This is a genomic window from Microvirga sp. GN3 (assembly GCF_055792825.1).
Map to the genome: position 1 here is coordinate 21,768 of NZ_JBVVAK010000058.1, position 22,844 is coordinate 44,611.

22 protein-coding genes are annotated in these 22,844 nt (G+C 63.4%); 14 read left to right on the forward strand and 8 right to left on the reverse strand.

From position 1 onward, the window contains the following. The first annotated feature begins 88 nt into the window (after nt 1–88). The 14 genes from ACS5Q1_RS24630 (at nt 89) to ACS5Q1_RS24695 (ending at nt 14,903) form a co-directional block, all read left to right on the forward strand. On the forward strand, nt 89–367 hold the full coding sequence (locus tag ACS5Q1_RS24630) for a XapX domain-containing protein (RefSeq protein WP_473100669.1): 279 nt from the start codon (nt 89–91) through the stop codon (nt 365–367). Beyond that, nucleotides 364–2,346, forward strand: coding sequence for an amidohydrolase (locus tag ACS5Q1_RS24635; protein WP_473100640.1), 1,983 nt, complete (start codon nt 364–366; stop codon nt 2,344–2,346). The genes ACS5Q1_RS24630 and ACS5Q1_RS24635 overlap by 4 nt, the downstream gene beginning before the upstream one ends. Nucleotides 2,347–2,357: 11 nt before the next feature. Next, nucleotides 2,358–2,783, forward strand: a complete 426-nt coding sequence (locus ACS5Q1_RS24640; protein ID WP_473100641.1) for a DoxX family protein — start codon at nt 2,358–2,360, stop codon at nt 2,781–2,783. Beyond that, nucleotides 2,780–4,408, forward strand: coding sequence for an MFS transporter (locus ACS5Q1_RS24645; RefSeq protein ID WP_473100642.1), 1,629 nt, complete (start codon nt 2,780–2,782; stop codon nt 4,406–4,408). Before ACS5Q1_RS24640 ends, ACS5Q1_RS24645 begins: the two co-directional genes overlap by 4 nt. A gap of 43 nt (nt 4,409–4,451) precedes the next feature. Further along, a complete protein-coding gene (locus ACS5Q1_RS24650) occupies nt 4,452–5,273 on the forward strand; it encodes an alpha/beta fold hydrolase (protein WP_473100643.1) in 822 nt (273 codons plus the stop codon). A gap of 137 nt (nt 5,274–5,410) precedes the next feature. Further along, nucleotides 5,411–6,613 carry an MFS transporter gene (locus ACS5Q1_RS24655; protein WP_473100644.1) on the forward strand — a complete coding sequence of 401 codons (1,203 nt, stop codon included), beginning with the start codon at nt 5,411–5,413 and terminating at the stop codon, nt 6,611–6,613. Nucleotides 6,614–6,626: 13 nt separating this feature from the next. Beyond that, nucleotides 6,627–7,487: an alpha/beta fold hydrolase gene (locus ACS5Q1_RS24660; protein ID WP_473100645.1), complete on the forward strand. Its 861-nt coding sequence runs from the start codon at nt 6,627–6,629 to the stop codon at nt 7,485–7,487. An 80-nt stretch (nt 7,488–7,567) separates the two neighbouring features. Next, nucleotides 7,568–8,416: a fumarylacetoacetate hydrolase family protein gene (locus ACS5Q1_RS24665; protein ID WP_473100646.1), complete on the forward strand. Its 849-nt coding sequence runs from the start codon at nt 7,568–7,570 to the stop codon at nt 8,414–8,416. Nucleotides 8,417–8,446: 30 nt separating this feature from the next. Next, nucleotides 8,447–9,433 (forward strand): C-terminal binding protein, encoded by a 987-nt coding sequence (locus ACS5Q1_RS24670; protein ID WP_473100647.1) that lies wholly within the window; start codon nt 8,447–8,449, stop codon nt 9,431–9,433. 86 nt (nt 9,434–9,519) lie between these two features. After that, a complete protein-coding gene (locus ACS5Q1_RS24675; protein ID WP_473100648.1) occupies nt 9,520–10,158 on the forward strand; it encodes a hydrolase in 639 nt (212 codons plus the stop codon). Nucleotides 10,159–10,444: 286 nt separating this feature from the next. Then, a complete protein-coding gene (locus tag ACS5Q1_RS24680; RefSeq protein ID WP_473100649.1) occupies nt 10,445–11,770 on the forward strand; it encodes an alginate export family protein in 1,326 nt (441 codons plus the stop codon). Nucleotides 11,771–11,827: 57 nt separating this feature from the next. After that, nucleotides 11,828–13,036, forward strand: coding sequence for a patatin-like phospholipase family protein (locus tag ACS5Q1_RS24685; protein ID WP_473100650.1), 1,209 nt, complete (start codon nt 11,828–11,830; stop codon nt 13,034–13,036). A gap of 80 nt (nt 13,037–13,116) precedes the next feature. Then, nucleotides 13,117–14,181: a maleylacetate reductase gene (locus ACS5Q1_RS24690; RefSeq protein ID WP_473100651.1), complete on the forward strand. Its 1,065-nt coding sequence runs from the start codon at nt 13,117–13,119 to the stop codon at nt 14,179–14,181. A gap of 260 nt (nt 14,182–14,441) precedes the next feature. Next, the gene (locus ACS5Q1_RS24695) at nt 14,442–14,903 is read left to right on the forward strand and encodes a DoxX family protein (protein ID WP_473100652.1); all 462 of its coding nucleotides are present in this window, start codon (nt 14,442–14,444) and stop codon (nt 14,901–14,903) included. A gap of 474 nt (nt 14,904–15,377) precedes the next feature. On the opposite strand, the gene ACS5Q1_RS24700 is transcribed toward ACS5Q1_RS24695, so the two are convergent. The 8 genes from ACS5Q1_RS24700 to ACS5Q1_RS24735 form a co-directional block, all read right to left on the reverse strand. After that, on the reverse strand, nt 15,378–15,926 hold the full coding sequence (locus ACS5Q1_RS24700) for a gamma carbonic anhydrase family protein (RefSeq protein WP_473100653.1): 549 nt from the start codon (nt 15,924–15,926) through the stop codon (nt 15,378–15,380). 76 nt (nt 15,927–16,002) lie between these two features. After that, entirely contained in the window at nt 16,003–17,370 is a 1,368-nt protein-coding gene (locus tag ACS5Q1_RS24705) for a dicarboxylate/amino acid:cation symporter (protein ID WP_473100654.1), read from the reverse strand. Between the two features lie 223 nt (nt 17,371–17,593). Beyond that, on the reverse strand, nt 17,594–18,568 hold the full coding sequence (locus ACS5Q1_RS24710; RefSeq protein WP_473100655.1) for a tripartite tricarboxylate transporter substrate binding protein: 975 nt from the start codon (nt 18,566–18,568) through the stop codon (nt 17,594–17,596). Between the two features lie 28 nt (nt 18,569–18,596). Next, entirely contained in the window at nt 18,597–18,944 is a 348-nt protein-coding gene (locus tag ACS5Q1_RS24715) for a cupin domain-containing protein (RefSeq protein ID WP_473100656.1), read from the reverse strand. Nucleotides 18,945–18,953: 9 nt separating this feature from the next. Further along, the gene (locus ACS5Q1_RS24720) at nt 18,954–19,988 is read right to left on the reverse strand and encodes a quinone oxidoreductase family protein (RefSeq protein ID WP_473100657.1); all 1,035 of its coding nucleotides are present in this window, start codon (nt 19,986–19,988) and stop codon (nt 18,954–18,956) included. 29 nt (nt 19,989–20,017) lie between these two features. Then, nucleotides 20,018–20,932, reverse strand: a complete 915-nt coding sequence (locus ACS5Q1_RS24725; RefSeq protein WP_473100658.1) for a beta-keto acid cleavage family enzyme — start codon at nt 20,930–20,932, stop codon at nt 20,018–20,020. Nucleotides 20,933–20,946: 14 nt separating this feature from the next. Then, nucleotides 20,947–21,762: an SDR family NAD(P)-dependent oxidoreductase gene (locus ACS5Q1_RS24730; RefSeq protein ID WP_473100659.1), complete on the reverse strand. Its 816-nt coding sequence runs from the start codon at nt 21,760–21,762 to the stop codon at nt 20,947–20,949. Between the two features lie 35 nt (nt 21,763–21,797). Beyond that, a complete protein-coding gene (locus ACS5Q1_RS24735; RefSeq protein ID WP_473100660.1) occupies nt 21,798–22,736 on the reverse strand; it encodes a dioxygenase family protein in 939 nt (312 codons plus the stop codon). Nucleotides 22,737–22,844: the final 108 nt, after the last annotated feature.

The window sequence follows — 22,844 nt, forward strand, 5'->3', positions numbered from 1 at the left end:
AAGGCAGGTGTCCCGCCCCCTGCCGAAGGGGCGCCGCGTCGACATCGATGCGTCGCCCCTCCTTGTGCATTCCTCCAGGGAGGCGTTGTTGAAAGTCTACCTCTTATCGCTCGGCGCTGGCCTGCTGGTCGGCATTATCTACAGCCTGATCAACGTGCGCTCGCCGGCCCCGCCGGTGGTCGCCCTGGTCGGCCTGCTCGGCATCCTGGTCGGTGAGCAGATCCCGCCTCTCGTCAAGAGTTTCTGGCAGAAGGAGTCTCCAACGCAGTCCTGGTCACACCAGGTGCGTCCGCACGTCTTCGGCCACCTGCCACAAGGCGCAAGACCCTCCAATCAGATGGCTGATGTCAAGGATAAAGCCTCATGACCACACGCCGCACGTTCCTTGGCGCCGCAGCGGGCTTTGTCCTTCACGGATCAGCCGCGCCCGCCAATGCTTCAGACGCAACCCAATCCTCGATGGGAGACACGTCCATGAAAGCCGACCTCATTCTGTTCAATGGCAGGATCACAACCCTCGATCGGCAGAAGCCTGAAGCCTCGGCGCTCCTCATCGGGGACGGGCGCTTCGCGGCTGTCGGTGACGAAAGGGAGGTGATGCCTCTCGCCGGACCGACCACGCAGCGGATCGATCTTAATGGACGGCGCGTCATTCCCGGCCTGATCGACAGCCACATGCACATCATCCGTGGCGGCCTCAACTACAACATGGAATTGCGCTGGGATGGCGTTCGCTCCCTTGCCGACGCCATGCGGATGCTGAAAGAGCAGGTCGACCGCACACCGGCACCGCAATGGGTGCGGGTGGTCGGCGGCTTCACGGGACATCAATTCGCCGAGAAGAGACTGCCGACGCTCGACGAGATCAACGCGATTGCTCCCGATACGCCGGTCTTTATTCTGCATCTTTATGACCGCGCGTTGCTGAATGGCGCGGCATTGCGCGCCGTCGGCTACACGAAGGACACGCCGAATCCGCCCGGCGGCGAAATTCAGCGGGATGCACAGGGCAACCCGACAGGCCTGCTGATCGCTAAGCCCAACGCCACGATCCTTTATGCAACCCTCGCCAAGGGCCCGAAGCTTCCGCCCGAATACCAGAAGAACTCTTCGCGCCACTTCATGCGGGAGGTGAACCGGCTCGGCGTGACGGGCGTCATCGATGCCGGTGGCGGTTTCCAGAACTATCCGGACGATTACCGGATCATCGAGGAGCTGCACCGGGAAGGTCAGCTTACCGTGCGCCTTGCCTACAACCTGTTCACCCAGAAGCCTAAGGAAGAGCTGAAGGATTTCGACACCTGGGCGAAGCAGGTCAAGCCAGGCCAGGGCGACGATCTTTACCGCCACAACGGCGCCGGCGAGATGTTGGTCTATTCCGCGGCTGATTTCGAGGACTTCAAGGTCGAGCGGCCCGACATGCCGCCCTCGATGGAAGCCGACCTGGAGCCTGTCGTTCGCCTGCTGGTCGAGAACCGCTGGCCGTGGCGGCTGCACGCCACCTATAACGAGACCATCACCCGCGCCCTCGACGTGTTCGAGAAGGTCAACCGGGACATTCCCTTCGATGGCCTGCACTGGTTCTTCGATCATGCCGAGACCATCGATGACCGCAACATCGACCGCATCGCGGCTCTCGGCGGCGGCATCGCCGTCCAGCATCGGATGGCCTTCCAGGGCGAGGACTTCGTCGAGCGCTACGGCAACAAGGCGGCGGAGCGCACACCGCCCATCAAGCGCATGCTGGAGGCAGGCGTGCCGGTGGGCGCCGGCACGGACGCCACCCGCGTCGCCTCCTACAATCCGTGGGTGTCGCTGTCCTGGCTTGTGACGGGGAAGACCCTTGGAGGCCTGACGCTGTATCCAGCAGCCAATCGCCTCGATCGGGAAAGCGCTCTGCGCCTGTGGACGGAGGCCAATACCTGGTTCTCGAACGAGGCCGGAAAGAAAGGTCAGATCGCTGAAGGCCAACTAGCCGATCTGGCGGTGCTGTCCGACGACTACTTCGCCGTGCCGGAGGACGCGATCCAGGATATCACGTCGGTTCTGACGCTCCTGGGCGGCAAGCCCGTGCATGGCGACGCCGAGTTCAAGGACCTCGCACCCTCCCTGCCTCCTCCCATGCCGGACTGGTCGCCCGTTGGGACCTTCGGCGGCTATCAGGAGCGGCGTGCCGGGCTCGATGCCGACCGCAAGTACGCCTTCGCGGCGGCAGCGGCCTGCGCCTGTGCCAATTCCTGTGGCGTGCATGGCCACAGCCACGCCAGCGCTTGGGCTGCCAACACACCTGCATCCGACGCCCGCTCGTTCTGGGGCGTGCTGGGCTGCTCGTGCTGGGCGTTTTGACGGAGGGCGACATGACTGACATCGCAGCTCCCCGTCCGATCGACCGGATGCTGGCTCTGCCTGGGCTCGACATCCTGGCACGCCTGGCACTCGCGTCCCCGTTCCTGATCAGCGGGATCGTGAAGCTTACCGACTTTGGCGGAGCCTCCGCCGAGGTCACGGGTCTGGGGCTCCAGCCCGCTGGGCTGATCGCCGCCGCCGTCATCCTGACGCAACTCGGCGGGTCCGCCCTCTTCCTGACCCGCCGCTATTGCTGGCTTGGCGCAGGGATCCTGGCCGGGTTCACCGCTTTCGCCACCTTGCTCGCCCATCCGTTCTGGCTGTTCGACGGTCCGGATCGGGGCCGCCAGACTGCAACCTTCTTCGAGCACGTTGCCATCGTGGGCGGGCTCGCCCTTGCCGCTCTGTTCGTCAACCAACGGAGGACACGGTCATGACCCAAGGCACGACCCTTGAGCAGGCGGCCCCGCCGCCTCAGCCCGGCACCTTTGCACCGCTAAGGCACGGCCTCTTTGCGGTGATCTGGACCGCGACGGTGCTCGGCAACGTCGGCACCTTCATGCGCGATGTGTCCTCCTCCTGGCTGGTGACGGAGCTCTCCGCCTCGCCGGCGGCAGTTGCCATGATTCAGGCGGCCGGGACGCTCCCGGTCTTCCTCCTGGCCATTCCGGCAGGCGTCCTGTCCGACATCCTCGACCGGCGCCGCTTTCTCCTTGCCATCCAGATCATGCTTGGGGCCGTGAGCTCTCTGCTCGCCGTGCTGGCCTGGACGGGATCGGTTACGGTCGAGAGCCTGGTTGTTCTCACTTTCCTCGGCGGTGTCGGGGCTGCGCTCGCAACGCCTGCCTGGCAGGCGATTACGCCCGAACTCGTTCCGCGATCCGATCTTAAAGGAGCGATCGCGCTCAACTCATTGGGCATCAACATCGCCCGCTCCATCGGCCCGGCCCTGGGAGGCTTCCTGCTGGCAGGGTTCGGAGCCGCGGCAGTGTATGGCCTCGACGTGATGACCTACATCCTCGTTGGCGGAGCCTTGCTCTGGTGGCGGCGGGAGTCCGATGCCGATGACGGCCTGCGGGAGCATTTCGGCGGAGCGTTGCGCGCCGGCCTGCGGTATGCCCGTGCCAGCCATGACCTCCACCGCATCCTGTGGCGCGCGGTCCTGTTCTTTGCCTTCGCCAGCGCCGTTTGGGCCCTCCTCCCCATCGTTGCCCGACAGGAGATTGGCGGAGGACCGAGCTTCTACGGCCTGATGCTCGGCAGCGTCGGGGCTGGCGCCATTCTGGGAGCAGTTCTGCTGCCGCGCGTACGCACTCGGCTGGGGCAAGACCGACTGGTGCTGGTCGCATCACTCGTCACAGCCGGATCGACGGCTCTGCTCGCGCTGACAAATCTAGAGATTGTGGCGCTCGTCGCGACCTTCGTGCTTGGAGTCGCGTGGATTGCCATGCTGACGACGCTCAACAGCACCATGCAGGCGATCCTCCCGAACTGGATCCGAGGACGTGGGCTCGCCATCTATCTCACCGCGTTCAACGGCGCCATGGCCGCCGGCAGCTTGGGCTGGGGCTTCCTTGCCCAGGAGATCGGCACCGATACCGCGCTGATCGTTGCCGGCATCACTCTCACGGTTGTTGCTGTTCTGGTCCACCGTGCTCCTCTGCCGAGCGGCGAGGGCGACCTGACGCCGTCGTTGCACTGGCCCGAACCGGCCATGGCCGAGCCCGTCGCGAACGATCGAGGACCGGTCATGATCATGGTGACCTACCGCATCCAGCAAGCGGACCGCGCCGCCTTCCGGGTCGTGCTCGAGCGTCTTTCCGAAGGGCGCCGTCGCGATGGCGCTTATGCGTGGGGCGTCTCCGAGGATGCCGCCGATCCGGAGCACATCGTCGAGTGGTTCTTCGTCGAGTCCTGGGCGGAGCATATGCGCCAGCACAAGCGGGTCTCGAAGGCGGACGCCGACATCCAGGCTGAGACACGCCGCTTCCACCGGGGAGATGAGCCGCCCCTGGTCCAGCACTTCTTGGCGGTCGACCACCCCAGTCGGCGGGCCCATTGAGTTCTCTTTAACCCAAGTCACACAACCAAGCGAAGGACCCACCATGGGTATGATCACGACAAAAGACGGCACCGAGATCTATTACAAGGACTGGGGATCCGGTCAGCCGATCCTGTTCAGCCACGGCTGGCCGCTCAGCGCCGATATGTGGGAGTATCAGATGCTGCATCTGGCCCAGCACGGCTATCGCGCCGTGGCCTTCGACCGCCGTGGCTTCGGCCGGTCGAGCCAGCCGTGGGACGGTTATGACTACGACACCTTCGCGGACGACATCGCTCAGCTGATCGAACACCTCGATCTGAAGGATGTTGTCCTGGTGGGTTTTTCCATGGGTGGCGGCGACGTCGTTCGCTATCTCACCCGCCACGGAAGCGACCGGGTCGCCAAGCTGGTGCTGATCAGCGCGGTGACCCCCTTGTTCATCAAGAGCGAAGACCATCAAGACGGTGTGCCGGCGGACGTGTTTGAGGGCATCCGCGCCGGTATTGCCAACGACCGTCCACAGTTCCTGGATGATTTCAACACGATCTTCTATGGCACGAACCGGCCAGGCAGCAAGGTGTCCAAAGGCGTCCTGACCCAGACGCTGCAGATCGCGCTGCAGGCGTCCATCAAGGGCACGATCGACTGTGTCACGGCATTCTCTGAAACCGATTTCCGACGAGAAATGGCCGAAATCACCGTTCCGACCTTGATTATCCATGGCGACGACGACCAGACCGTGCCCATCGGGCCCACGGCAAAACTGGCCGCAAGCATTGTTCCCGGTGCACAGCTCAAGGTCTATCCCGGCGCCCCGCACGCCACGTGCACAACACACAAGGACCAGGTGAACGCCGACTTGCTGGCCTTCATCCGCAAGTAGACCCGGCTCCGCAACCGCGAGACACCTCTCAACCCTGTCGAGCAAGATCCGTCTGTCACGTCGGATTTTGCTCGATCACATCAGCGATCCTCAGGCGACGAGATCGATCCGACAGTCGGATCTCTGGAAGACGGACCATGGACCAAACCAACGCGGTGAACCACCAATCCTCAGCTGTTAGCCAGTGGGTGATTTACGTCATGGCGATTGCTGCAGGGATCGCGGTCGCAAACATCTATTACAACCAGCCGATGCTGGGCCTCATCGAGGCGGATCTTCCCGGACATCTGTCATCGCTGATCCCGACGGCCACGCAGCTGGGCTATGCCGCAGGGCTGTTTCTTTTGGTTCCTCTCGGGGACATTCTCGAACGCAAACGGCTGATCATCGTCCAGTTCGGAGTTCTGGCGCTGGCGCTCGCCCTGGCCGCCATCGCACCGAACGCGTCGTTGATCCTGATTGCCTCCCTCGTCCTCGGTGTTGCATCGACGGTGGCCCAGCAAATTGTTCCCTTGGCAGCGCATCTTGCTGCTCCCGAGCGCCGCGGCGCGGTGGTCGGCACCATCCTGGCCGGCATCCTGACCGGAATTCTGCTGAGCCGGACGCTCGCCGGCTTCGTGGCGACCCATGGCGGCTGGCGCGAGATGTTTTGGCTCGGCGTTCCCATGGTTCTTGTGGCGGGCGGGCTGATGATGATCGTGATGCCGCACAGTCCACCGACCTCACGCCTCGGCTATGGCCGCCTGTTGCACTCGCTTGTTCATCTCTGGCAGGAATTTCCCGCGCTGCGGTTTGCCGCGATCACCCAGGCTCTGATCTTCGCAGCCTTCACTGCCTTTTGGACGATCCTGGCGTTTCGGCTCCAAGAACCGCCTTTCGGGCTCGGCGCGGACGTGGCCGGTCTGTTCGGCATCATAGGCGCCGTCGGCATTTTCGCGGCTCCCCTTGCCGGCCGCTTCGCCGACGCGCGGGGACCGGCTCCGGTCGTCGCGATGGGCGCTGCGCTCACCCTCGCCTCATGGATCGTGTTCGGTCTGTGGACGTCGCTGACCGGTCTGGTCGTCGGCGTGATCCTCCTGGATTTCGCGATGCAATCGGCTCTGGTGTCCAATCAGCACATCGTCTTCGCACTCCGGCCTGACGCTCGCGCCCGCCTCAACACGATCCTGATGGGCTCGATGTTCCTCGGTGGGGCGCTGGGATCGGCCGCTGCAACCGCCGCGTGGCAAGCGGGAGGCTGGCTCGGTGTCGTCAGCCTTGGCGTCGCCTTTGGAGCTCTGGCCAGCGCCATGCAGTTTTTCAGCCTCGCATGCGCAAGGCGCGCAGCCGCCACTCCTTGAGGAAGGTAACGCGATGAGTCAGAAGAGCTATACCGTTGAAGCCAACGGCATCCGCCAGTTCGTCGTCGAGGCCGGCGAGGGCCCACCGGTCATCCTGCTGCACGGCTTTCCCGAGACCAATTTCGCCTGGCGGTTCCAAATCCCAGCGCTTGCCGAGCGTTACCGCGTCATCGCGCCCGACCTGCGCGGGTACGGCGAGAGCGACAAGCCCGCCACCGGCTATGACAAACGCAACATGGCCAAGGACATCCGTGAACTGATGCGGGTGCTGGACTTGCCGACGATTGCCCTTGTTGGCCATGATCGCGGTGCGCGCGTTGCAACTCGCTTCGCCAAAGACTATCCGGACCTGATCGACCGGCTGGTCGTGATGGACAACGTGCCCACCCGCATCGTGGCACGCGAGCTCAATGCCGCCATTGCCAAAAGGTATTGGTTCTTCCTGTTTCATCTGGTTCCGGACCTCCCCGAGGCGCTGATCGCCGGACGCGAGCACATCTGGCTCAGGCACTTCTTTTCCGACTGGACCTACGACCCGTCGACAATCTCCGGCGAAGCATTCGATACCTATGTTCGCGCCTATCAGGCACCTGGTGCGGTACGCGGTGCGATGGCGGATTATCGGGCCAACGCCGAAGATATCGCTCAGGATGAGGCCGACGCCGACGTCAAGATCTCCTGCCCGGTGATGTCGCTCTGGGGATCCGATTTCCACGCTGTCGGGAAGCTGTTCGATATGGCCAAGGTGTGGTCCGAGTTCGCCGACGATCTGGTCACCTACCCGATTCCGCAATGCGGCCACCTGCCCCAGGAGGAGCGGCCGGACGTCGTCAACAAGCTGCTTCTCGACTTCCTTGATGGCTGGCGCGGTTAAACCCCACGCCTTGAATGGCTTCTTCCCAATCGGCAGCTGCCGCGCACCGGGCGCCGATTGGGCTCTCAACAGGATAGCACATGAAACTCGCGCGATTTGGTGAACCAGGTCAGGAACGGCCTGCGTTGGTGGATGCTTCTGGTCAGCTCCGCGATCTAAGCGGCCATATTCGGGATATCGGGCCCTCGACCCTGACCCGAAACGAGCTTACACGGCTCTCAGCCATCACGATCGAGAGCCTGCCGGTGGTCTCTGACACGGGCGTGCGCCTCGGGCCGCCGGTGGCTAACATGGGCAAGATCATTTGCATCGGCCTCAACTCCACCGATCATGCGGCTGAGGTGGGACTCCTGCTGCCGGTTGAACCGACCGTCTTCATGAAGGGCTGCCGTCCGACCGGCCCGAATGACCCCGTGACGCTCCCACGCGGCTCCGAGAAAGGCGACTGGGAGGTCGAGCTCGGCATCGTGATCGGCCGGGGCGGGCTCTACATCGATGAAGCTCACGCGCTTGATCATGTGGCGGGCTTTTGTCTGGTCAACGACGTCTCTGAACGCTCGTACCAAATGGAGCGTGGCGGCCAATGGACCAAGGGAAAGAGCTTCCCAGGCTTCGCCCCCATCGGCCCCTGGCTCGTCACCTTGGATGAACTCCCCAGCTTTGCCTCGCTCCGCCTCTGGCTGGAGGTCAACGGCCGACGCTTCCAGGACGGCAACACGCGCAATCTGGTGTTCGGGGTTGAGCGCATCGTCAGCTACGTTTCGCAATTTTATGAGCTAGAGGCCGGCGATCTGATTGCCACCGGCACGCCCTCTGGCGTCGGCCTGGGGCAGAAGCCGCCGGTCTTTCTGAAGGCGGGCGATGTTGTCACGCTCGGTAACGACGGACTTGGCACACAGCGGCAGGACATCAGGGCTTGGGCGGACTGAGCCACGTCTGCCTCTTAAAGGGAAAATACTATGAAGCGCGCGAAGGTAGTGATCTCGGATTATGTCTGGGACAGCGTGGATGTCGAACGGGACATATTGGGCCCGGACGTCGAGGTGGTCGCCTTGCATGCAAAAGGTGAAGATGAATTCCTTGAAGCTGCAGCGGATTGCGACGCACTCCTCAACACCTATGCGGGGCCAATCACGGCAAAAGCAATGGCTCGCATGGAGCGCTGCAAGATCATTGCGCGCTATGGTATCGGTGTGGACACGATTGACCTCGATGCGGCAACAGAGGCCGGCATCATCGTGACCAACAATCCTACCTACTGCGTCGAGGAAGTGGCCGATCATGCCGTGGCCCTTCTGCTGAGTGCCGCTCGCAAGACAGTGCTGCTCGATCGCGCGGTCCGGGTGGGTCGTTGGGACGTCATGGAGGCAGCCCCCATGCGCCGCCTCTCCACACGCACGCTGGGCTTAGTGGGCTTCGGCAATATCGCGCGGCGGGTCGCCGTCCGCATGGCAAGCTTTGGCGTTACGATTTTCTGGTACGATCCGTTCGTCGCAGCCGGTCAATTCGACGTGCCTGGGGAAAAGGTCGATTTTGACACCCTGCTCGAACGAGCAGATTTCATCTTGATCCATTCGCCGCTGCTGCCGGAAACCCGCGGCCTCTTCAACGAAGCTGCCTTCCGGGCCATGCGGCCGGATGCGGTTCTGGTGAACTGTGCCCGCGGGGCGATCGTGGACCAGGACGCTCTGATCCGTGCTTTGGATCAAGGCCTCATCGCAGGTGCGGCACTCGACACTACCGTTCCCGAACCGTTGTCGCCAGACCATCCGCTGCGCCAGCGGGATAACGTGATCATCAACCCCCATGCTGCCTGGTACTCGGTGGAAGCGTTCGCTGAGCTGCAGAGCGGTGCCCCGGGGGAGGTCGCACGCGTGCTGCGCGGTGAAGTACCCTCTCATGTCGTCAACCGAAAGGTCCTGGGGCGCTCACGCGCCGGTCTCTGAGACCTCTCCGCAGGCATGCCTGGATCACAGCCGCCACAACGACGGGCGGCTGCATTGTCAGCCATTAACTTACCCGAGGAAGATCCATGACGAACATCCCGTCTCTTCTGACGCCATCGGACTGCGCGTTGCTGCTGATCGACCATCAGGCAGGGCTCGCGTTCGCGGTGGAGTCCATCGACCGTCAGACATTGCTCAACAACACCGCCGCCCTGGCTCGGACCGCCGTTGTCTTCGAGGTTCCCGTCATCGTCTCGACATCGGCGACAAAGGTTTACAGCGGGCCCCTGATGCCCGCGATTCAGAAGGTCATTCCAGATGTGCAGGCGGTCGACCGCAAAAGCATGAACGTCTGGGAGGATGAGGCGGCCCGTGCGGCAGTCGTGTCCTCGGGCCGACGACGCCTTCTGGTCTCTGGCCTTCTCACGGAAGCCTGCGTCTCGTTCGCCGTGCTGTCAGCGCTGGCTGAGGGTTATGACGTCTACGTCGTTGCAGATGCATGCGGAGGTCTGACATCCGTCAGCCATGAACTTGCTTTGCGCCGAATGGAATCCGCCGGCGCACGCATGACGTCGTGGATTCAGGTTCTGCTCGAACTGCAGCGCGATTGGACCCGCCACGAGACCTATGACGGTGCACGCTCCATCGTGGAGACCTACGGCGGCGGTTACGGCATCGGACTCAGCTACGCCCGCGACATGATCAAGCCTCCAGGCACCGTGTGATCGTTACAGCACAGCGCCCTCGGCGGCCCGTCCGCTGTCCTGCTGACATGTGCGTAGGGACGTTGTTCAGATGAAATGGCAGTATGGCATGTCCTATGTGGTGACTGACACTTCCAGACCAAAAGCCTCTCGAGATCGGAGAACGCGCTGCGGGTTTGGGTCCATCATTGGTTCATGGTCGCCGGGAGTTGCTCTGCTGGCGATGGCTCTGGCGTCAGCCCCAGCAGCCGCCCAATCTCCAGGCGAGGGCATACCAGCTGGCGACCGGGGCGCTTCCGGGAGCAAGGTGCCAGCGCCACCTCTCACCAATCTCCGCTACACGGAAGACTACTCGTACCTGCGAAACCCGGCCAACCGGACCGGCGCGTGGTGGGAGCCGTTCAAGTACATTCCGCTCGATGCCACGGGGACCATCTTTCTAAGCCTTGGGGCCGAGCTCCGGTTCAGGGAGGAAGCCTACCGGAACTTCAACTGGGGCGAGGTCCCGGTCGAGAATTACCAATGGTACCGGGTGCTGCCCTATGCCGACCTGCATCTCGGGCCCAATGTGCGCCTTTTCGGTCAGATGATCGGGGCTTGGGCTACGGGCAAGGAAACCCCGGTTACCGGCGTCGATGAGACCGGGCTCGAGTTCCTTCAAGGCTTCGGCGAACTCAAGCTGCCGCTGGGCGAGGACGCCAATCTGACCCTGCGAGGCGGACGCCAACTGCTGTCCTACGGGTCGGAGCGGCTGATCAGTCTGCGGTACGGTCCCAACGTGCTCCGCTCGTTCGACGCAGGATTGGCATCCGTCGAAGCGGGTCCCTGGCGGGTCGATACGTTCTATGCCCGACCGGTGCGGAACAAAGTCGACAGCTTCAACGACCGCTTCAACGAGGAGCGGTCGCTGTGGTCGGTCTACGCCACCCGCACCCTGGAGGAGATCAGCCCGACATCCGGGCTCGACCTCTACTATATTCGCTATCGCAACACCGATGCGGTGTTCAACCAAGGTGCTGGCGATGAGGTGCGGCACACGCTCGGCAGCCGGTTCTTCGGCTCAGCGCAGGGCTGGGACTGGAACTTCGAGGGGATGCTCCAATTCGGCAGCTTCGACGGCGGCAACATCCGCGCCTGGTCGGTCGCCTCCGACACCGGCTACACGTTCACGGACCTGACCCTCAGCCCGCGGGTCGGCCTGAGGGCCAACATCGTCAGCGGCGACCGCAATCCGAACGATCCGAACCTACAGACATTCAATGCTCTGTTTCCGAGAGGGAAATACTTCGGTGAGATCGGCCTGATCGGGCCATACAATCTGATCGATCTCCATCCTAACCTGACCCTCCACCTCAATGATCAGTGGACGCTGTCGGGAGCAGCGGTGTTCTATTGGCGGGAGAGCCTGGGTGACGGCATCTATGATAGTGCCGGCGGTCTGGTGCGGCCGTCGGATAACAGCCAAGCCCGTTACATCGGAACCCAAGCGGATGTGGTCCTCGGGTGGGAGCCCACCCGGTGGTTCAGCGCCGAACTTGCCTATTCGGTATTCGTGCCGGGACAGTTCATCAAGGACACCGGCCCGTCCAAGACGGCTCACTTCGTCGGGTTCGAGACCGTCCTTAAATTCTAGAGGCAGGTTGCTCGTTTAGAATAAACCTCAAGCGAAGCACTATCCGGGAGTCCAGACGTGATCTATGGCGTTCCAGCCCGCGTGGCTTTCATCGTGACCCTCGCGGCGATGATGAGTGGGTGCGTGGCCACAAGCGATCGCACGGCCGTACCGGAACCGCAGCTCGAGGGGGCTCGTGTCGCCGGTCATGGCGATATCCGCTTCTGGGGCGACGAGGTCACACCGACGATCGAGGCCGTCATCCACCGGCAATACCGTCAGGTTAGGGCTGCTGCTCTCGCTGGAGAACGGGCAGCCAGCACCAGGAAGGCCGACTTTCTGGCCATCTCCGGGGGCGGCGGCGATGGCGCCTATGCCGCTGGCTTCCTCACTGGATGGACCTCCAGCGGACGGCGTCCTCAGTTCGAGGTGGTGACAGGCGTCTCGACAGGTGCCCTGGCGGCGCCGTTCGCCTTCCTCGGGTCCCAGTATGACAGCGTTCTGAAGGACCTGTACACGAAGTACGGCGACAGCGACCTCGTCATTGATCGTGGCCTCCTCGGATTGCTTGGCTCGTCGCTGTACGACACAACCCCACTGAGGCGATTGATCGAGCACTACATGACGGATGATGTCCTGGATGCGATCGCACGGGAGTATTCGATAGGGCGCCGCCTCCTCGTGCAGACCACCAATATTGACGCACAGCGTCCCGTTATCTGGGATCTTTCGGCGATCGCGGCGAGCCAGCAGCCTGATCGTCGGGATCTCATTGTGCGGGTTCTGCTCGCATCGAGTGCGATCCCCGGGGTTTTCCCTCCTGTGCGAATACAGGTGAATGCCAATGGACGGGTCTACGACGAGTTGAATGTCGACGGTGGCGTCACGGCTCAACTCTTTTTCGCGCCACCCCGGACACGCTTCACGCGCTTCGAGCAACTGGCGTTTGGCCGTGCGAGAGAGCGAACCCTCTACGTGATCCGGAATGGCAAGCTCACGCCCGATTACAAACCCACCGAGGATGCAGCGTTTCCACTTGCGATCCGATCCATCTCGACCATGACCAAGTATCAGGGCCTAGCCGATTTGCGGAGACTGGATCGGATCGCCGGCGAGACCAACGCAAACGCCTTGTTTACCTCGATTCCGCCGGATTTTGCGAACGTCGCTCGGTCGGAGTTCGATCGCAAGTACATGGCAGAGCTCTTTCACGTTGGCGAGCGGATGGGCCAGTCGGGGCACGGGTGGCGTTCAGGGCCGCCGCCAGCACCTGCTCTCGCTTTATGATAAGCAAAGGCAGACGCCCGCGGTAACGAGATTGCAGCTCGGTGTCCGGACGCAACCTGACTTCTCGAGGAGGTTTGACGATGCAACCCTTCGTCTATGAGACCCTTCCCTCCCGTGTGGTGTTCGGACAGGGTACCATCGGACAGATCAGGGCCGAGGCCGAGCGCCTGGGAGTGCGACGGGTCCTTGTCCTCTCCACGCCAGGACGTGGCGAAGCGCTGGCGCATGAAATTGCCGCCCTGCTCGGGAATCTGTCCGCCGGTGTTCATGCCGGTGCAGTCATGCACACCCCGGTTGAAGTCACCGAAGTCGCATTGCAGGTGGTTCGGGGTGCCGGCGTGGATGCCGTAGTGGCCATTGGCGGGGGATCGACCATCGGCCTTAGCAAGGCCATCGCCCTGCGGACCGATCTGCTGCAAATCGCGGTGCCGACCACCTACGCCGGATCGGAGATGACGCCAATCCTGGGAGAGACCAAGGATGGCGTGAAGACCACGCAGCGCACGCCGAAGGTCCTGCCGGAGGTCGTCATCTACGATGTCGACCTCACCATGGGTCTGCCTGCATCCATCGCCGCCACGTCGGGAATGAACGCCATGGCCCATGCGGTCGAGGCACTCTATTCCAAGGAACGCAATCCAGTGATCTCGCTGATGGCCGAGGAGGGTCTCAGGGCCTTCGCTCGGGCCCTGCCGCGGATCAAGGACGATCCTCAGGATCGCGCGACGCGATGGGATGCGCTTTATGGCGCCTGGTTGTGCGGGGCATGCCTCGGGGCAGTCGGCATGGCCCTGCATCACAAGCTCTGTCACGTTCTGGGCGGCTCCTTCGACCTGCCGCATGCGGAGACCCACACCATCGTCCTGCCGCACGCGGTCGCGTACAACGCACCGGCGGTCCCCGACGCCATTGAGCGGATCGCGCGGGCCTTGGGGGCGGCAGACGCCGCACAAGGCTTGTTCGAGTTGGCAGGGCGCTTGGGAGCCAAACGGGCATTGCGCGACATCGGTATGCCGGCGGACGGCATCGAGCAGGCTGTCCAGACAGCGCTAGCGGCTCCTTACTGGAATCCGCGCCCGCTGGAGGAAAGTGGGCTACGAGATCTGCTGACGCGGGCTTGGAACGGCAGTCCGCCCCAAGCCTGATCGCGCTCGAGAGGCTCATCCCGCTCCTGACGGATTTGTGATCTGCGCCCGTGCAATCGCTGGCTTGCGCCGCAACAGCCTGGCGCAGCTTGTTTTATCGTATCGGCGAACTCATAACTTTGGCGTCGTCAGCGGACCCCGTCGCTAGCAACGACACTCCAAAGCTCTTCTCTCGAACACTTCGGGCCGCCCCTCGCGAGGCGGCCCATTTTCAAGGAACTTCCCGGGATCATTGCTTAATGTCCACAACGGAGAATGCCATGTTCGCTCGCACCAATGATGCGGCGCTGCTCGCCGCACGCCTGGCCGTTGCTGCCCTTTTCCTCCCAGCCGGCATCAGCAAGCTGTTCGGCTTGTCCGGCTTTGCCGCATCGCTGGCCGGAAAGGGCGTGCCGTTCCCCGAACTCCTGGCGACGCTCGGCGTCGCCGCCGAGATCATCAGCCCGATTGCCCTCGTGCTCGGCGTGTTCCCGCACCTCACGGCGTTGCTGCTGATCGCCTTCACGGTGGTCGCGACCCTGATCAGCCATAGCTTCTGGACGTTCCCGGCGGAGGCCCAGGCGGCCCAGCAGACCCAGTTCTTCAAGAACCTCGCCATCATTGGCGGCCTGCTGTTCTACTTCGTCAGCGGCCCGGGCGCCTACAGCATCCCAATGCGGTTCCTCCAGCGTTGGGGTACGCCCAAGGATGTCCGTCCGCGGACGGCTCGCGGCCGGGCCTGACGCCCGGCGGCTTGATGGTCCGCGGAGGCGGGTGCGGAACCTCACCACGGACGGGTTTCAACCACGATACTGAACGCCCTGCACACGATCATCCCGTCGTGTGTGATGAGATGCCCTGTCATGCTCGCCTGCACTGCGTCTTTCACCTTTGGCATCATCGCGCCCCCGGCGCTCGTTGAGCCACTCCGGTGTGAGCCTCGATATCGCGCCGGTTCTGGTTGATGACAGCGGAATCCCGAGAGAACAGCCATGGACCGCAACAATGACCAAGGCTCGCTGGCAGCCACCATCACTGCTGTACTCGTGCTCACCGGGACAGTTGGCGTGCTTTATCTGCCGCTTTTCCTCTGATGAAGGATCGGCTCGCCCGAACAGCCAGTTGAGGGCACACCGTCGGCTGCTTGGCCCGGGAGCCGAGCGCGATGCGTGGGCGTCAGACCCACTTGAATCCGACGAGGAACGCTGCGGCACTCGTCATATTTTCGCGAGTGCTTCGTCGATACGCACAAGTTCCCCCATGTACTGGCGGCCGTTCTCGACATAGCGGGCTGCACTCGAACGCAGACGTTGAATGGCATCGGCATCAAGTGAGCGCACGACCTTCGCCGGCGAGCCGACGATCAAGGACCTGTCCGGGAATTCCTTGCCCTCGGTCACAAGGGCGTTCGCGCCCACGATCGAGTTGGCGCCGATCCGGGCTCCGTTGAGGATCGTCGCTCCCATACCGATCAGCGTGTTTGAGCCGACGGAGCAGCCGTGCAGAATGGCATGGTGCCCAACCGTGACATCCTCGCCAATCGTGAGTGGGTATCCCATGTCCGTGTGGAGCACCGCGCCATCCTGAATGTTCGTGCAGGCACCGATCTCGATCCATTCGTTGTCGCCACGGATCGCTGCCCCGAACCAGACACTGACGTCAACTCCCAGCCGGACGCGGCCGATCACGTGCGCATCTGGCGCAATCCAGTATCTCTGCGGGTGCGGAAGTTCAGGAGCGGTTCCTTCGAGGCTGTAGATCGGCATCAATTGGTTCCTTGAGAGCTTCGGTCGTTTGCCCTCGACGGTCCCACGACCACCGAGGGCTCCGCGGCCGTTCCCGTCAGGCAACCTGCTGGACAGGCGACGGGGCGGATCGGGGTGTGATCGGTTCTGCGTCTTGGACCGTCACGGGGTCGTCGTCTCTGGCACGGCCGCGCAGCACGGCATTCATGCGAGCCGGGTCGAGCTCTCCCTCCCATCGGGCCATCACCACCGTGGCGACACCGTTGCCGATCATGTTCACCAGCGCCCGGGCCTCGCTCATGAAGCGGTCGATGCCAAGGATCAGGGCCATTCCGGCCACCGGGATCGTGGGCACCACCGAGAGCGTTCCGACAAGGGCGATGAAGGAGGCGCCGGTCACGCCGCTCGCGCCTTTCGAGGTCAGCATGGCGACGGCGAAGATGGCCAACTGCTGCGTCAGCGTCAGGTCCGTGTTGGTGGCTTGGGCCACGAACAGGGCCGCCATGGTCATGTAGATGCTGGTACCGTCGGTGTTGAACACGTAGCCGGTGGGCACAACGAGCCCGACGACCGGCTTCGAGCAGCCGAGCCGCTCCAGCTTCTCCATCAGGGATGGCAGGGCCGAATCGGACGAGCTGGTGCCCAGCACAATCAGGATCTCTTCCTTGATGTAGGCTAGGAACCGGAAGATGCTGAAGCCGGCAGCCCGTGCAATGCCGCCCAGCACGACCAGGACAAAGATGAGGGAGGTCAGATAGAAGGTGCCGATCAGCTTGACGAGCGGACCGAGCGAGCCGATGCCGTAGCGGCCGATGGTGAAGGCCATCGCCCCGAACGCCCCGATCGGGGCGAGCTTCATGATGATGTTGATTGCGCCGAAGACGAGGCTGCTCGCCGCATCGATCACGTCCCTGACCGGTTTGCCTCGGTCGCCGAGCCGCGCCAGCACGCATCCGAACAGGAGCGAGATCAGCACCACGGGCAGGATGTCGCCTTTTGCAAACGCATCCATGACGGTGTTTGGAATCACGTTCAGCAGGAACTCGGTGACGGTCTGCTCCTGCGCCTTGCCGGCATAGGTCATGACGGCCTTGGCATCGAGGGTGGCCGGATTGGCATTGAAGCCGGCACCGGGCCGAAGCCAGTTTCCGACCACCAGGCCGATCGCGAGGGCGAGCGTCGAGACAACTTCGAAGTAGATCAGTGCCTTGCCGCCGATGCTCCCGACCTTCTTCATGCTTTCCATGCCGGATATGCCGGACACGACGGTGCAGAAGATCACGAGGGCAATCACCATTTTGATCAACTTGATGAAGCCGTCGCCGAGAGGCTTCAATTCCACGGCAATCGTTGGCCAGAAATGACCGACCATAATTCCGATCGCGATTGCGATGAGGACTTGTACGTAGAGGATCTTATAGTACGGCTTCCGTGTTGGTGCCGATGTCGTGGTGGCGGTGGCCATTGCACCCTCCTTGGGTCAAGGATCTCCATCACGCGTCCCTCGGGAGGCGATGCTGAAGCAGTTGTCCGGACGTTTCTCTGGGGTGAGACGGGCGGCTTCCCGGCCGTCGCGGTGTTCGTGTTGTCGTCTCATTCGTATCGGCCGGCTGCCCCGGCAGGCCGCGGGTCTTAAGGCGTTGCGCTCGCCCGTTCATTCAGAGGCGCGCGCTGACCTCGTCGCTCAGTTACCCCGGGGTCTTTTGATAGAGCTTGCCGAAACGATCAGCGTCACTCCGTAAGACGCGGTCAAACTCCTGCGGCGAGGACGACACCAGATACACGCCCTGTGCCTCGAAGCGAGCCTTCATATCGGGCGCGCTGACGATCTCGGCGATGTCCTTGCCGACCTTGGCGACGATCGGCTTCGGCGTCGCCGCCGGCATCAGAACCCCGAACCATGCGTCGTAGTTGAAGTCGGGCACTCCCGCTTCCGCAAAGGTCGGGACATCAGGCAGTTGTGGCATGCGTTTGGTGCCCGTCACCGCGAGGGCCCGCATCTTGCCGGCCTGGATCAGGTCGCCACCCACATTGAAGAAGGTGAAACCCATGGCGGAGTCGCCGCGAAGGATGGCCGTCTGGGATTCGGGCATGCCCTTGTAGGGGACATGCACCAGGTCTGTTTTGGTGGCCTGCCGGAACACCTCGGCCGCGATGTTCGTGGCGCTCCCCAGCCCGGCCGAGCTGTAGTTGAGGGCTCCCGGCTTGGATCGGGCCGCCTCGACCAGATCCTTTAGCGATTGTACAGGCCCACCGGACGGAGCCACCAGGATCGACGGCATCGATGCGACCTGCGTCACGCCGACGAAGTCGTTCAGCGGATCGAAGTTCAGGGTGCGGTTCATGGCACCGATCACGGTGTGCCCGTTCGACGTCAGCATGATCGTGGTGCCGTCCGGTGGCGCCTTGGCAACGCTCGCCGTGCCCGCAATGCCGGGCCGGTTCTCGACGATCACCTGCTGCTTCCACCGCACGGAGAGCTTCTCGGCAATGGCGCGGGCCAGAATGTCGGTCATGCTGCCGGCGGAGAATGGAACCACGATCCTGACCAGCTGGCTTGGATAGGACTGTGCAGGACCGGTGGACTGGGCGAAGGCCGAAATACTCGTGAACGCGGTACTTGCAACAAGGATAGCAGCTGTCAGAAAACCACGACGGTTCATAGGTACCTCCCTTAGTGACCGTTCGGCGTCACGCCGGTGCCGTCTGGAGCGGCATGGCGAGCAGGATGGTGGCGGGCCGGTTGGTGTTGTTCTTGAGGGCCCGCCCCTCGTTCGGTGCGATGCGGCACGAGTCCCATGGGCGGAGCACCGCCTGCTCGTGGCCGTTCGAAATCGTGACCTCGCCGTCGAGGACGACGTACATCTTCTCCAGGCCCGAAGCGTCGAGCGTGGTGCCGCCGCCGGGCTCGATGGTGGAGACCCCGAGCCAGAGAGTTTCCGCAGGCCCGGCCTCCCGCCCCTGCAGGCGGACCATCCGCATCAGGTTGTGGCCGGGCGCTTGGTATTCGGGGGCGGCGTCAAAGCGGACGATGTTCATCGGGCCACCTCACCGGCTCGGAACCAGGACGATCCGATCGCGGGAGGACCCCGTGACCTTCACGTAGGCTTCGGCGGCATCCTCCAGTGCGTAGATTCCGTTGGATTTGACCGGGAACGGTTTCAGGTGACCGCTTGCGAAACCTGGCGCGAGTTCGCGCAGAACGTCCGCAGTCTCAACCGAGGACAGGGCGAGGGTATCGATGCCCACGTAGGTGTGCCGGCCGCGGTAGAAGGCGAAGATGTCGAACTCGACGATCCTGTTCACCGCCGCGATGAAGATCTGCCGCCCGAGCTTGGCGAGCGATGCCGTGCCGGCCTGATAGTAGGGATCGCCGACGGTGTTGAAGACGATGTCAGCGCCCTTGCCGTTGGTCAGCTCCTTCACACGAGCCGCGACATCGGTCGATGAGGAGTCAATGACCTCGACAGGCCCATTCGCGTGGCCTTCGTAGTCTTCAGGCCTGCGCACGACGCCAATCACGCGAGCGCCACGCCACGTGGCGATCTGGGTGGCCGCTTGCCCCACTTTGCCGTTCAAGCCCAGCACCAGCACCGTTTCACCAGCTTTGGGCAAACCCGAGCGACGGAAGCCTTCCAGAGCCGTCACGAACGGCACGCCAATCCCGGCTGCCTCCTGCAGGCTGATCGTTGCAGGCTTCTCGACGACCGCGTCGGCCTCCACTACGAGGTGGGTGGCATGCGTTCCGTCGCGGCGGATTCCAAGATCGCCGGAGGAGCCGAACACCTCCTTGCCAACAAGGTCAGCTGGGCCCTCCACCACCACGCCGGCAAAGTCACGGCCGGGCGTACGCGGAAAGACGGCATAGGGCATCAGGCCGATCGCGGCCTTGACGTCGGATGGGTTGACGGCCGCGGCCTTGATCTCGACGAGGACATCGTCGGGCTGGCTCCACGAGAGACGAACCCGTTCGATGCAAGGGGCGACATTGCCTGCGTCAGGGGCCTTGGCATTGAGACGCAGGCACGTTGCTTCGAGCGTCGGCGGGGAGATTGGGGCTGACGAGAGGGATGCAGCGGTCACAGGGACCTCCTTTGGATGTGTTGGCTGGTTCAGGCGACGTGCTTTGCGTCGGCCAGACGGGTCGGCAGACCGATGATGTCCCGGGCGTCCCGCGGTGAGGCGATCTGCCCTCCGAGGTCCTCGACGATCCGGCGGGCCTTCTCGACCATGGCGGCGTTCGACGGAGCCAGCACGCCGCGATCCAGATAGACGGAGTCTTCGAGGCCGACACGCACGTGCCCGCCGGCGAGATATGAGAGCGCCACGCTCTGGAAGGCCGTCCGTCCGATCCCGATCGCTGTGAACTGGCTATCGGCCGGCAGGAGGCTGCGGGCGTAGAGCACCGTTTCCGGGGACGGCTGGAAGCCGTAGCGCACGCCCATGACGAAGGAGCACAGCACCGGGCCAGCGAGCGTCCCGTCCTTGAGCAGGTCGTGCATCAGGGCGATGTCGCCCGAGTCGAACAGCTCGATCTCAGGTTTGACGCCGGCGCCGTTGATCACTTGAGCCATCCGCCGCACGTTCCCGGGCGTGTTGATCACGACCTCTTTGCCGGAGTTCATTGTGTTGAGGTCGAGCGTGCAGATGTCGGGTCTGAGGGCCGCAATATGCTCGACGCGTTTCTCCGGGTTCAGGAGCGTAGTGCCAGGCCCAGCGACCTTCGGATCATCCTCGGAGGGCACGAAGCGTCCTCCGGGACCAGTCGTGAGATTCAGGACGAGCTGAGTGTTTCTCGCCCGAATGCGCTCGACGACGTCTCGGTAGTATTCGAGCGCCATCGAGGGCTTGCCGGTTTCGGGATCGCGAACATGAAGGTGGACGACGGCGGCGCCGGCCTCGGCGGCCTCCAGCGCCGCATCCGCGATCTCCTCCGGCGTGATCGGCAGATGCGGTGTCTGATCGGGCGTGGTCAGATTGCCGGTGACGGCGCAGGTGATGAAAACCTTGTCGCGGGGCGAGCGCATGACGGCCTCCTGCCTCAGAGAGCCCGGCCGCCGTCGACCTGGATCGTGTGTCCGGTCGAGTAGCCGAGCATCGTGGCGCAGGCGGTGATGGCGGCAGCGATGTCCTCCGCTTCGGCGATGCGCTTGAGCGGAGTCGAGTTCGACACCTTCTCGTTGAAATCCGCCCCGCGGCCCGGAACGAAGTTGGTGTCGACCACACCCGGCGATACCGCCAGCACGCGGACCTCCGGCGCCAGCACCCGCGCGAGCGCCTTCGTCATCACGTCGATGCCCGCTTTGGCGGCGCAGTAGGCGATCGACGACCCGACCGCCGTGAACGCGGCAATCGAGGAGATCGACACCACCAGCCCGTCACCCGAGGCCTTGAGCAGGGGCGCGAAGGTGCGGATGGCTGCGAACTGGCCGCGCCAGTTCACCTGGAACATCTGGTCGATGAATTCGTCGGTGAGCGCCTCCAGATCGGCATGCGGCACCGGCTTGGTGAACCCGGCCGCATTGACCAGAATGTCGAGCCGACCGTAGCGGGCCTCGATTTGCTCCTGCAAGGCAAGCAGGGTGGATGTGTCGGCGACATTCGCCGGGTAGGCCGTATGACGGTCCCCGAGCTCAGCGACGAGCGCCGTCGCCGATTGCGTGTCCCGCTCGGTTGTCATGTGGGTCACGACAACAGTGGCGCCCGCTTGGGCGAGCATGCGGCTGGTGGCGGCGCCAATCGCGCCAGCTCCGCCGACAACCAGGGCAACTTTGCCCTCCAGGGATCGTGGATAGGTTGGACGGCGCGGCTCGGGTGCAGAGCTGGACTCCGCCGTGATGGCAGTTGCTGATGACATGGCTGGACCTCGTTGGATTGGGCGTGGTGTTGGCTTCACTTGATCGGAGGCTTGGGCAGCTTGGCCTCGCCCGGCTCCATCACGAACGTGTAGTCGAGCCGATACCAGGGGCCGGTCACGTCGGCCGCGGGTGCAGCCCCCTCCCCTGGCTGGAAATTGCCGATCAGGTGGCGGGTGACGCCGAAGACGACGTCGCTTTCCAGGCGTTCATCATCGTCGACGAACACCTGCGTGATCAGGGTCTTGTAGCCGGGCTTGAAACCGAGAAAGTGCAGGTGCGCCGGACGATAGGGATGGCGCTTCTGGGCGCGGAGCAGGTCGCCAACGGGCCCGTCGGTCGGCACCGGATAACCTGCCGGTTTCACGGACCGGAACCAGATGCGGCCGTCCTGGTCGGTCGTGAACTTACCCCGCAGGTTCATCTCGCACTGGGTGGCATCCTGGTTCTCGTAGAGTCCGACGGGCGAAGCCTGCCAGACGTCGATCTCAACACCCGCCAGCGGCTGCCCCTTGGGATCAGTGACGCGGCAATCGGCAAAGAGGGCCGGACCGGGCGTGGGGGAGCGGACGATGGAGCCCCCGTTCTCCGTATGCGGCGAGTTCATCCGCCAAAATGGCCCGAGCAGGGCGGACGCTGTCTCGGTCGCGCCGTTCTGGCCGTTGTTGAGCAGGCAGACCAGGGTCGAGAAGCCGATCGCATCCGAGAACAGGATCGCCTCGTTGTGGAGGTCGTGGCTCGCCTGGCCGATGCGGTTCAGGAACTCGATGCCGAGGTCGAACTCCTCCTCCGTGAGGTGCACCTCGCGGGCAAAGGCGTGCATGTGCCGGACGAAGGCCTCGGCGATCTGGCGCAGCCTTTCGTTATCGGCTCCCGCCATGGCGGCGATGACGATATCGGTGATCGAGCGCTCGTCGGTGATGATGCTGGATGGGCCCGAGGCTTGTGAGGCTAGCGCGGCGTGTTGAGCGGTCATAGCGCTCCTCCCTTTTGCAATCGATTGCACAATCGATTGCAAACTTGTAGTGCAATCGATTGCAGGCAGTCAAGTGGGTTGTGCTCCCTGGTTTGCGATGCGACGAAA

Bases quoted from the DNA above. Each gene is read 5' to 3' on its own strand.
- ACS5Q1_RS24635 (WP_473100640.1), top strand. From the start codon at position 364: ATGACCACACGCCGCACGTTCCTTGGCGCCGCAGCGGGCTTTGTCCTT.
- ACS5Q1_RS24640 (WP_473100641.1), top strand. From the start codon at position 2,358: ATGACTGACATCGCAGCTCCCCGTCCGATCGACCGGATGCTGGCTCTG.
- ACS5Q1_RS24645 (WP_473100642.1), top strand. From the start codon at position 2,780: ATGACCCAAGGCACGACCCTTGAGCAGGCGGCCCCGCCGCCTCAGCCC.
- ACS5Q1_RS24650 (WP_473100643.1), top strand. From the start codon at position 4,452: ATGGGTATGATCACGACAAAAGACGGCACCGAGATCTATTACAAGGAC.
- ACS5Q1_RS24655 (WP_473100644.1), top strand. From the start codon at position 5,411: ATGGACCAAACCAACGCGGTGAACCACCAATCCTCAGCTGTTAGCCAG.
- ACS5Q1_RS24660 (WP_473100645.1), top strand. From the start codon at position 6,627: ATGAGTCAGAAGAGCTATACCGTTGAAGCCAACGGCATCCGCCAGTTC.
- ACS5Q1_RS24665 (WP_473100646.1), top strand. From the start codon at position 7,568: ATGAAACTCGCGCGATTTGGTGAACCAGGTCAGGAACGGCCTGCGTTG.
- ACS5Q1_RS24670 (WP_473100647.1), top strand. From the start codon at position 8,447: ATGAAGCGCGCGAAGGTAGTGATCTCGGATTATGTCTGGGACAGCGTG.
- ACS5Q1_RS24675 (WP_473100648.1), top strand. From the start codon at position 9,520: ATGACGAACATCCCGTCTCTTCTGACGCCATCGGACTGCGCGTTGCTG.
- ACS5Q1_RS24690 (WP_473100651.1), top strand. From the start codon at position 13,117: ATGCAACCCTTCGTCTATGAGACCCTTCCCTCCCGTGTGGTGTTCGGA.
- ACS5Q1_RS24695 (WP_473100652.1), top strand. From the start codon at position 14,442: ATGTTCGCTCGCACCAATGATGCGGCGCTGCTCGCCGCACGCCTGGCC.
- ACS5Q1_RS24700 (WP_473100653.1), bottom strand. From the start codon at position 15,926: ATGCCGATCTACAGCCTCGAAGGAACCGCTCCTGAACTTCCGCACCCG.
- ACS5Q1_RS24705 (WP_473100654.1), bottom strand. From the start codon at position 17,370: ATGGCCACCGCCACCACGACATCGGCACCAACACGGAAGCCGTACTAT.
- ACS5Q1_RS24710 (WP_473100655.1), bottom strand. From the start codon at position 18,568: ATGAACCGTCGTGGTTTTCTGACAGCTGCTATCCTTGTTGCAAGTACC.
- ACS5Q1_RS24715 (WP_473100656.1), bottom strand. From the start codon at position 18,944: ATGAACATCGTCCGCTTTGACGCCGCCCCCGAATACCAAGCGCCCGGC.
- ACS5Q1_RS24725 (WP_473100658.1), bottom strand. From the start codon at position 20,932: ATGCGCTCGCCCCGCGACAAGGTTTTCATCACCTGCGCCGTCACCGGC.
- ACS5Q1_RS24730 (WP_473100659.1), bottom strand. From the start codon at position 21,762: ATGTCATCAGCAACTGCCATCACGGCGGAGTCCAGCTCTGCACCCGAG.
- ACS5Q1_RS24735 (WP_473100660.1), bottom strand. From the start codon at position 22,736: ATGACCGCTCAACACGCCGCGCTAGCCTCACAAGCCTCGGGCCCATCC.